At 65.9% G+C, this 9,738-nt stretch carries 9 protein-coding genes; 4 read left to right on the forward strand and 5 right to left on the reverse strand.

Annotated features, from left to right (window positions below):
• Positions 1–69: 69 nt before the first annotated feature.
• The 3 genes from clpB to rluD form a co-directional block, all read right to left on the reverse strand.
• The gene (clpB, locus tag K7I12_RS07620) at positions 70–2,661 is read right to left on the reverse strand and encodes an ATP-dependent chaperone ClpB (protein ID WP_231663792.1); all 2,592 of its coding nucleotides are present in this window, start codon (positions 2,659–2,661) and stop codon (positions 70–72) included.
• Between the two features lie 261 nt (positions 2,662–2,922).
• A complete protein-coding gene (pgeF, locus tag K7I12_RS07625; RefSeq protein WP_031382463.1) occupies positions 2,923–3,678 on the reverse strand; it encodes a peptidoglycan editing factor PgeF in 756 nt (251 codons plus the stop codon).
• Entirely contained in the window at positions 3,675–4,634 is a 960-nt protein-coding gene (gene rluD, locus K7I12_RS07630) for a 23S rRNA pseudouridine(1911/1915/1917) synthase RluD (protein ID WP_231663793.1), read from the reverse strand. Before rluD ends, pgeF begins: the two co-directional genes overlap by 4 nt.
• Positions 4,635–4,826: 192 nt before the next feature.
• On the opposite strand from rluD, the gene K7I12_RS07635 reads away from it, so the two are divergent.
• The gene (locus K7I12_RS07635; protein WP_231663794.1) at positions 4,827–5,618 is read left to right on the forward strand and encodes an outer membrane protein assembly factor BamD; all 792 of its coding nucleotides are present in this window, start codon (positions 4,827–4,829) and stop codon (positions 5,616–5,618) included.
• 188 nt (positions 5,619–5,806) lie between these two features.
• Here K7I12_RS07635 and K7I12_RS07640 read toward each other — a convergent pair whose 3' ends face one another.
• Positions 5,807–7,438: an NAD+ synthase gene (locus K7I12_RS07640; RefSeq protein ID WP_231663795.1), complete on the reverse strand. Its 1,632-nt coding sequence runs from the start codon at positions 7,436–7,438 to the stop codon at positions 5,807–5,809.
• Positions 7,439–7,592: 154 nt separating this feature from the next.
• Here K7I12_RS07640 and K7I12_RS07645 point away from each other — a divergent pair, with 154 nt between their 5' ends.
• The 3 genes from K7I12_RS07645 to K7I12_RS07655 all read left to right on the forward strand — a co-directional run bounded on the left by K7I12_RS07645 (position 7,593) and on the right by K7I12_RS07655 (position 8,544).
• Positions 7,593–7,841 (forward strand): PP0621 family protein, encoded by a 249-nt coding sequence (locus K7I12_RS07645; protein ID WP_031382459.1) that lies wholly within the window; start codon positions 7,593–7,595, stop codon positions 7,839–7,841.
• 146 nt (positions 7,842–7,987) lie between these two features.
• The gene (locus tag K7I12_RS07650; protein WP_031382458.1) at positions 7,988–8,266 is read left to right on the forward strand and encodes a CopG family ribbon-helix-helix protein; all 279 of its coding nucleotides are present in this window, start codon (positions 7,988–7,990) and stop codon (positions 8,264–8,266) included.
• Positions 8,254–8,544, forward strand: coding sequence for a type II toxin-antitoxin system RelE/ParE family toxin (locus tag K7I12_RS07655; protein WP_031382457.1), 291 nt, complete (start codon positions 8,254–8,256; stop codon positions 8,542–8,544). The genes K7I12_RS07650 and K7I12_RS07655 overlap by 13 nt, the downstream gene beginning before the upstream one ends.
• Before the next feature lie 26 nt (positions 8,545–8,570).
• Here K7I12_RS07655 and K7I12_RS07660 read toward each other — a convergent pair whose 3' ends face one another.
• Positions 8,571–9,575: an NAD(P)/FAD-dependent oxidoreductase gene (locus K7I12_RS07660; protein ID WP_231663796.1), complete on the reverse strand. Its 1,005-nt coding sequence runs from the start codon at positions 9,573–9,575 to the stop codon at positions 8,571–8,573.
• Positions 9,576–9,738 lie beyond the last annotated feature (163 nt).

The raw sequence follows: 9,738 nt of genomic DNA on the forward strand, positions 1-9,738 counted from the left end.
GCTTGCCGACGCAATCAGGCGGCGAACGAACGCACCTTGCGTGCCTGATTGCGTACTTGCCGGCAAGCCCTACTTGGCGAATGCCAGGTGGCCGTCCTCGGCGCTGACCCGAATGGCGTCGCCGGGGCCGAAATGGCCGGCCAGCAGCTCCCGGGCCAGCGGGTTCTCGAGGCGGTTCTGGATCGCCCGCTTGAGCGGCCGCGCGCCGTACACCGGATCGAAGCCGACCACCGCCAGCTGGGCCAACGCATCGTCGCTGACCGTCAGCGTCATGTCGCGCTCGGCGAGCCGCTCGCGCAGGCGCTGCAGCTGGATCTCGGCGATCTTCTGGATCTGCTCCTGGTCGAGCGGATGGAATACCACCACTTCGTCGATGCGGTTGATCAGTTCCGGCCGGAAGTGCTGACCGACCACTTCCATCACCGCCTCCTTCATGCGGGCGTAGGCGTCCTCGCCCTCGCTGGCGAACTTCTGGATCAGATCCGAGCCCATGTTGGAGGTCATCACGATCACCGTGTTGCGAAAGTCCACGGTGCGCCCCTGACCGTCGGTCAGCCGGCCATCCTCGAGTACCTGCAGAAGGATGTTGAAGACATCCGGATGGGCCTTCTCGACCTCGTCGAGCAGCAGCACCGAATAGGGCTTGCGGCGCACCGCCTCGGTCAGGTAGCCGCCCTCCTCGTAGCCGACGTAACCCGGCGGCGCGCCGATCAGCCGCGCCACGGAGTGCTTCTCCATGAACTCGGACATGTCGATGCGCACCATCGCCTCCTCGGTGTCGAACAGGAAGTTGGCCAGCGACTTGCACAGCTCGGTCTTGCCCACCCCGGTCGGGCCGAGGAACAAAAACGAGCCATTGGGGCGGTTGGGATCGGCGAGCCCGGCGCGCGAGCGACGCACCGCGTCGGCGACCGCCTTGACCGCCTCGTCCTGACCGATCACCCGGTCGTGCAACGCGTCTTCCATGCGCAGCAGCTTGTCGCGCTCGCCCTCGAGCATCTTGGCCACCGGAATGCCGGTCCAGCGCGACACCACCTCGGCGATCTCCTCCTCGGTGACGTTGGAGCGCAGCAATTGGTGCTGGGACGTGTCGGCCGCCCCGCCACTCTCGCCGGATTCGGCGATCTTCTTCTCAATGGTCGGGATCACCCCGTACTGCAGCTCGGACATCCGCCCCAGGTCGCCCTGGCGGCGCGCCGCCTCGAGATCGATGCGCGCCTGCTCGAGCTCGGCCTTGAACTGCGCGGCGCCCTGGATACTGGCCTTCTCGGACTTCCACACCTCGTCGAGGTCGGCGTATTCGCGCTCGAGCTCGCCGATCTGCTCCTCGAGGTTTTCCAGGCGCTTCTTCGAAGCCTCGTCGGTCTCCTTCTTGAGCGCCTCGCGTTCCATCTTGAGCTGGATCAGCCGGCGGTCGAGGCGGTCCATCTCCTCGGGCTTGGAGTCGAGTTCCATGCGAATCCGCGAGGCCGCCTCGTCGATCAGGTCGATGGCCTTGTCGGGCAGCTGGCGATCGGTGATGTAGCGAGTCGACAGCTTGGCCGCGGCGATGATCGCGCCGTCGGTGATGTCGACGCCATGGTGCACCTCGTAGCGCTCCTTGAGGCCGCGCAGGATCGCCACGGTATCCTCCTCGGAGGGCTCGTCGACCAGTACCTTCTGGAAGCGGCGCTCGAGCGCGGCGTCCTTCTCGATGTACTTGCGGTACTCGTCGAGGGTGGTGGCGCCCACGCAGTGCAACTCGCCGCGCGCCAGCGCCGGCTTCAACATGTTGCCGGCGTCCATCGAGCCCTCGGCCTTGCCGGCGCCGACCATGGTGTGCAGCTCGTCGATGAACAGGATCACCCGGCCCTCTTCCTTGGCCAGTTCGTTGAGCACCGCCTTCAGGCGCTCCTCGAACTCGCCGCGGAACTTGGCGCCGGCAAGCAGCGCGCCCATGTCCAGCGACAGCACGAGTTTGTCCTTGAGGCCTTCCGGCACCTCGCCGTTGATGATCCGCTGGGCCAGGCCCTCGACGATCGCCGTCTTGCCCACGCCGGGCTCGCCGATCAGCACCGGGTTGTTCTTGGTGCGCCGCTGCAGCACCTGAATCGTGCGACGGATCTCGTCGTCACGGCCGATCACCGGGTCGAGCTTGCCTTCGGCGGCCCGCGCGGTGAGATCCAGGGTGTATTTATCCAGCGCCTCGCGGCTCTCCTCGGCGCTGGCATCGTCGACGGCCTGGCCGCCGCGCAGGCTATCGATGGCCGCGACCAGCGCCGTCTTGGACAGTCCGGCCTGGATCAGCACCTTGCTGATCGCGTGGTTCATCTCCAGCGCGGCGAGCAGCACCAGCTCGCTGGCGATGTATTGATCGCCGCGTGCCTGGGCCTCGCGGTCGGCGAGGTTGAACAGCTGCGCCAGATCCTGACTCATGGTCACGTTGCCGTCGAACTGACCGACCTTGGGCAGGTTGTCGAGATACTGCGCCAGGCCGTCGCGCAACTTGCCCAGCTCGCCGCCGGCCTTCTGCACCAGACCCTTGATGCCGCTGTCGCGGGCGTCGAGCAGCGCGCTCAGCACATGGCCGGGATCGAGCTGGTTATGGGCACGCCCGACGGCCAGGGACTGGGCCTCGGCCAGGGCGTTCTGCAACTTGCTGGTCATGCGATCGATACGCATCGAAATCCTCCATCGGGGCGGCGGCGCGGTCGGACGCGCCGTGGGCCCAAGTCGTCATGTTTGACACTATCAATGGAGGTATGTTGGGGCGCTTTCAAGTCGACCGGAGGAGGAAACGCAGAAGGTTCGATGTGGGTCAGGGGCGCGTAAGCCGTAAGCCGTAAGCCGTAAGCCGTAAGTCACGACATTGGCACCAGCGCTGGAATCGGTAATAGAGTGCTTACCGCTTATAGCTTATAGCTTACAGCTCCCCCGCAGGGGCTAGCGGATCCAGATCATGCTGGCCATGCGCCCGGTCACGCCGTTGTCGCGGCGGTGGGAATAGAAGCGCCCCTCGCAGGCGGTGCAGAAGTGGCCGCCGCTGACATGCGCCACCCCCAGCCGCTCGAGGCGCAGCCGCGCCAGCTTGTAGAGATCGGCCATGTAATGACCGAGCCGATAGGGGCTCGGCTCGAAGGCGCTCTCGGCGGCGGGCTGCAGGGCGACGAAGGCCTCGCGGACTTCGCGACCCACTTCGAACTGGGCGTTGGAGATCGCCGGTCCCAGCCAGGCCATCAACTCGTCGGGCGGGCAGCCCAGCGCGGCGATACTGGCCTCGAGTACGCCGCCGGCCAGGCCGCGCCAGCCAGCATGCGCCAGGCCTACCCGGGTGCCACGCCAATCGCAGAAGAACACCGGCAGGCAGTCGGCGGTGAGGATCACGCAGGCATGCCGGTCATCGAAGGCCACCGCCGCGTCGGCCTGCGGCGGCTGCTCGGCGTGGCTCGGCCGAAAGTCCTGCGCCACCGCGGCGCCGTGGACCTGGTCGAGCCACAGTAGCGGCCGGCCGTCACCGACCTGCTCGCTCAACGACGCCCGGCAGCGAGCCACCGTGGCCGGGTCGTCGCCGACGTGCAGCGCCGGATTGAAGGCCGCATAAGGACCCTGGCTGGGGCCGGTTTCACGGCTGGTGACTAGCGCGCCCACAGTAGTCGGCGCCGGCCAGTCGGGCAGCAGCAGCGTGGGTTGATCGCTCATGTTCGCTCCTCGCCGTCGGCACGCAGGCCATCCAGCAACACCCACAAGTCGTCGGGCAGCTCGGCGCTGAAGCTCACCGACTCGCCGCTCGCCGGATGCACGAAGGCCAGCGTGCGAGCATGCAACGCCTGGCGCGGAAAACTGCGCAACTGCTCCTTGAGCGCCTCGCTGGCCCCGGCGGGCAGCTTGAGCCGCCCACCGTACAGCGCGTCGCCGATCAGCGGATAACGGCGATGCGCCATATGCACGCGAATCTGGTGGGTGCGTCCGGTTTCCAGCCGGCAACGCACATGCGTATGGCCGCGAAAGCGCTCGACCACCCGATAATGAGTCACCGCCGGCTTGCCCGATTCGGTGACCGCCTGACGCTTGCGATCCTTGGGGTGGCGACCGATCGGCGCATCCACCGTGCCGCCGGCGGTCATCATCCCGGTAACCACTGCGGCATACTCGCGCGAGACGCTGCGCGCCTGAAGCTGGCCGACCAGCGAGGTTTGCGCCGCCAGGGTCTTGGCAACCACCATCAGCCCCGAGGTGTCCTTGTCGAGTCGATGCACGATCCCCGCACGGGGAATCGCGGCGAGTGCCGGGCAGTGGTGCAGCAGCGCGTTGAGCAGGGTGCCGTCGGGATTGCCGGCAGCGGGATGCACCACCAGCCCGGCCGGCTTGTCGAGCACCAGCACGTCGTCATCCTCGTGAACGATGGCCAGTTCGATCGCCTGCGGCTGCCAGCGCACCGCGTCTTCGAGCACCGCCTCCAGCACCAGTCGCTCGCCACCGTAGACCTTGTCCTTGGGCTTGGCGACGGCGCCGTCGAGGGTCAGCGCCCCCGACTTGATCCAGCCCTTGAGTCGCTCGCGGGAAAACTCCGCGAATACCTCCGCGGCGGCCTGGTCCAGGCGAATGCCGACCATGGAGCCGGGGATGCGCTCGTCGCGCTGCAGGATATCGGGCATAGCTCGCGGGGTGCCTATGGAGTTCGACTGGGTGTTTTCCCGGCGGGGTGTCCCCGCTGGTGCGGTGTGCTTTATAGTGTTGGGCTTTACGAGATAGTGTGGGACTTTACGAGATAGTGTGGGACTTTACGAGTCACCGGATCCGGCCGATTCTAGCATGGCCGTTGATGATTGCCCGATACGAGGATGACGATGCGCGTTTCTCCCCTTGCCGCCCTGGCCCTTGTCGCAGCCCTGCTCGCCGGCTGTGCCAGCAACGAGGTGAACCCTGACCTTCAGGAGCAGGAACTCTACCAGCAGGCCCAGTCATCGCTCGACACCGGGCGCTACAGCACCGCCGTCGAACAGCTCGAGGCGCTGGATACCCGCTTCCCGTTCGGCAACTACGCCGAGCAGGCCCAACTGGAACTGATCTATGCCTATTACCAGGTCGAGAACTGGGAAGCTGCGCGCGCCGCGGCCAGCCGCTTCATCCGCCTGCATCCCGACCATCCGCAGGTCGACTATGCCTATTACCTGCGCGGCCTGGCCGCCTACCAGGCCGGACGCTTCAGCCTTGAGGGGCTCGAGCTGATCGACATTTCCAAGCGCGACCTGGGCTCCTCGCGCGACGCCTACGTCGACTTCGGCGAACTGGTGCGGCGCTACCCCGACAGCCCGTACGCCGCCGACGCCCGGCAGCGCATCATCTATCTGCGCAACGTGCTGGCCCGCCATGAACTGCAGATCGCCGACTTCTATCTGCGCAAGGGCGCCTACGTTGCCGCCGTCGAACGCGGCCGCTGGGTGCTCGAGCGCTATCCGCAAGCCACCGCCACCCGCGACGCCCTGGCGACCATGGTCGAGGGGTATCTGGGGCTGAACATGCGCGATCGCGCCCGCGAGGTGCTCAAGACGCTGATCGAGAACGACCCGGACAACGCACGTCTCGACGGCCGCACCTTCGAGCCGCGCCTCGTCGACGCCGAGCCGCTGACGCTGTAAGACGGAAGACGGAAGACGGAAGACGGAAGACGGAAGACGGAAGACGGAAGACGGAAGCATGCAGGAGAAGCTACGTGCTTTCGTCAATGAATTATTCGATGCTGGCATGGGCCGCAACCATATATATGCTGCGGCCCTTCTTTTATCTTCCGACTTCTAACTTCCTACTTTCCACTGGCACGAAGTGCCTACTCCCCCGGCTGCCAGCCATTGACGATCGGATAGCGGCGATCGCGGCCGAAACCGCGCAAGGTCACCCGCACGCCGACCGGCGCCTGGCGGCGCTTGTACTCGCTGCGATCGACCAGCTTGACGATCTGGTAGACATCCTCGCTGGCAAAGCCCGCCTCGATGATCGACTCGGCGCTCATATCGCGCTCGATGTAGCGCTCGAGGATCGCATCGAGCGTGTCGTAGCCGGGCAGCGAATCGCTGTCCTGCTGGTCGGGAGCCAGCTCGGCCGACGGCGGACGGGTGATCACCCGCACGGGAATCGCCAGATCCTGAGTGTTGCGCCAGCGCGCCAGCCGATACACCCAGGTCTTGTAGACGTCCTTGAGCGCATTGTAACCGCCGACCATGTCGCCATAGAGCGTGGCGTAACCCACCGCCATCTCGCTCTTGTTGCCGGTGGTCAGCACCATCAGCCCTTTCTTGTTGGAGATCGCCATCAACAGTACGCCGCGACACCGCGACTGCAGGTTTTCCTCGGTGGTGTCCTGGGGCGCGCCGGCGAAGCTTTCGGCGAGCGTCGCGTTGGCCGCCTCGACCATCCCGGCGATCGGCAGCGATTCGTAGCGCACGCCGAGCAGCCGCGCCTGTTCGGCGGCATCGTCGCGCGAGATCTGCGCCGTGTAGTGATACGGCATCATCACCGCCTGGACCCGCTCGGGGCCCAGCGCATCGACGGCGATCGCCAGCGACAGCGCCGAGTCGATACCCCCCGACAGTCCCAGCACCACGCCCTGAAAGCCGCTCTTGTTGACATAGTCGCGCAGCCCGGTGACCAGCGCGCAGTAGAGATTTTCCTCGGTGCCGGGCAACGCCTCGATCTCGCCGGCTTCCGGCGTCCAGCGACCGGCGTCGTTGACGAAGCGCACCGGCATCAGCCCAACCTGCCAGTGCGGGGCGCGTATACGCAACTCACCGGCCGCATCGACCACCAGCGAGCCGCCATCGAAGACCAGTTCGTCCTGGCCGCCGATCTGGTTGACGTAGACCACCGGGCGCTGCGCTTCGCGGGCGCGCTCGGCGAACAGCGTCAGGCGCTCGGCAGGCTTGTTCTGATGAAAGGGCGAAGCGTTGAGGGCGACCAGCACGTCGGCGCCGGCATCGCGGCACTGGCGTACCGGTGCGCCGTCCCACAGATCTTCGCAGATCAGGATGCCGAGCCTGGCACCGCCATGCTCGATGATCAGCGGCTCGCTGCCCGGCATGAAATAGCGCCGCTCGTCGAAGACCTGGTAATTGGGCAGCGCCTGCTTGGCGTACTCGCCCAGCCATTCGCCGTTGTAGAGCACCCCGGCCAGGTTGTGATAGCCGCTGGCGCGATGGCCGGGATAGCCGATCACCACCATCACGTCCTTGGCCACCTTGTGCGCCATGCGCGCGCGCGCCGCCTCGAGGCGCGTCTCCATCGATTCGCGAAACAGCAGGTCCTCGGGCGGGTAGCCGGTCAGGAACAGCTCGGGAAAGACCACGACATCGGCCTTGTGCTCGAGGCGCGCTTCGCGCACGGCCTCGATGGCGCGCTCGGCATTGCCGGGTATATCGCCCACCAGCGGGTCCAGCTGGGCCATTACCAGGGTCAAATCTTGCATGAGCGTACAATCCTCACAGTCGCTGGGCCAGAAACGGGGCGGGGCACGATTGGCGAGCCATGAGGCTGGCTTTACACTACCCCCTTTACCCTCATTGTCCCGCAAGGGCTGGCGCGTGCAAAGCACTGCCGGGCCGTCATGGGAGACCCAAGGAATGAATCTCTTGCTTATCCGCCTGATCATCTTCGCGATACTGTTGTGGGCCGGCCTCAAGCTCTACCGCATGTACCGAGAATGGAAACTCGAGCAGGACGCCCCGCGCCGCGTCGAGGACGCCAGGATGGTGCGCTGCGCCTATTGCCGCGTGCACCTGCCCGAGCCCGATGCCGTGCGCCGCGACCAGTTGTGGTTCTGCTCCAGCGACCATCACGCCCGCTTCCTCGAGGAGCAGACGCCCTCCTGAGGCACGGTTCTATACAACCTACGCCCCGTGCAACAGCAGTCATGCCCAGTGATGCTCGATCTCGTACCGGGTGACAGCACCATCGACACCAGGCCCAAACCGACTTAAAGTAGTCAAGGGTATTACCTCTTACTATGGAGGCCAGCATGGCAACGCCAACGTCCATCAAACTCGATGACGGCCTGAAGAGTCGCGTCCAACACTTGGCCGATGCTCGCCGGCGCTCGGCGCACTGGCTAATGCGCGAAGCCATCGAGCAATATGTGGAGCGCGAGGAAAGACGCGAGGCCTTCAAGCAGGACACACTCAAGGCATGGGAGGACTACCAAGCCACCGGACTGCACGCGACCGCTGACGAAGTAGAGAAGTGGCTGGCCAGCTGGGGAACGGATAGCGAACTGCCAGCACCGATATGTCGCGAGTGATCTTCGCCCCGGCAGCGGTCCGGGATCTGGAGCGGCTACGCGAGTTCCTGCGGCCGAAAAACCTCGCAGCAGCCGAGCGGGCCGCAAAGGTCATCATCCAAGGCGTCCAGGCACTCGGAGAGCTGCCACGTATCGGACGCCCCATTGACGACTTGCCCGAGGAATACCGGGACTGGCTGATTGAATTCGGCGATAGTGGCTATGTCGTTCGATACCGCATCGACGATGACTTTGTTGTGGTGTTGGCCATACGTCATCAGAAAGAAGCCGGCTTGTGACTTACGCCGAAATTTTCTAACGGGAATCAATCCAGACGATAGGGCCGCGGATCGACGATCGGCTCACGGCCCAGCATCTCATCGACCAGTAGTCGCGTCGCCGCCGGCGCCAAAACCAGCCCGTTGCGGTAGTGGCCGGCGTTGACGTAGAGCCCGGCGACGCCCGGCACGTTGCCGATCATCGGCACGCCATCGGGCGAGCTCGGGCGCAGCCCGGCCCAGTGATGCTCGACCTCACAATCGGCCAGCGCCGGCACGATGCGTGTCGCGCTGGCCCGCAACGACTCCCGCGCGGCGGCGCTGGTGGCCTTGTCGAAGCCGGTTTCCTCCAGCGTCGACCCGGCCAGCACCCGCCCATCGCCGCGCGGGATCACATAGCGCCCATCGAGCAGCACCACCCGCTCGACCAGCCCGGGCGGCGCACGGAACAGAATCATCTGGCCCTTGACCGGGCGCACCGCCAGCTTGTAACCGACGCTATCCAGCAACCCGGCACTCCAGGCCCCGCCGCAGATCACCACGCGCTCGGCCAGGATACGTTCGCCGCCGGCCTGCACGCCGCGGATACGCTCGCCCTCGACGAGCAACCGCTCCATCGCCATCCCCTCGCGCAGCGTGACCCGCGGCATCGCCGCCAAGCGTGCCCGCAACGCCTGGCCCAGTCGCGGATTGCGAATGCTGCCCAGGGTCGGCATCCACAACGCCTGGTCGAAGCCCGGCGCGGCGTTGGGCTCCTTGCGGTAGATGAATTGTCCATCGACCCGCTCCAGTGGCTTGCCAAGCTCGAGCGCCCAGTCGAGCGCCCGCGCCTCGTCGTCGACACGCAGGTAGAGCAGCCCGCGCTGGCGATACTCGGGGTCAATGCCGGTTTCCTCCAGCAGGCGCAGCGATAGCTCGGGATAGAAACCCTCGGACCAGCGCGACAACGCCGACACCGGCGCTCCGTAACGCCAGGGGTAGAGCGGCGAGACGATGCCACCGCCCGCCCAGGACGCCTCCTGGCCGCAGTGGCCACGCTCGATCAATGTCACCCGCTAGCCGGCGTCGGCCAGTTGCAGCGCGGTCATCATGCCGTAAGCGATCCACGAACCCCATCTGTTGGGCCTGAGTCAGACCGGTAGAGTCTCTTTCCAGCGCCAGGGGAGCAGCGTGTCGAGATCGTCATCCTCGCCGAGTGTCGGCAGGGTCTCGAAC

Origin of the sequence: Halomonas sp. IOP_31, from assembly GCF_021151495.1 — a bacterium.
Lineage (GTDB): Bacteria > Pseudomonadota > Gammaproteobacteria > Pseudomonadales > Halomonadaceae > Modicisalibacter > Modicisalibacter zincidurans.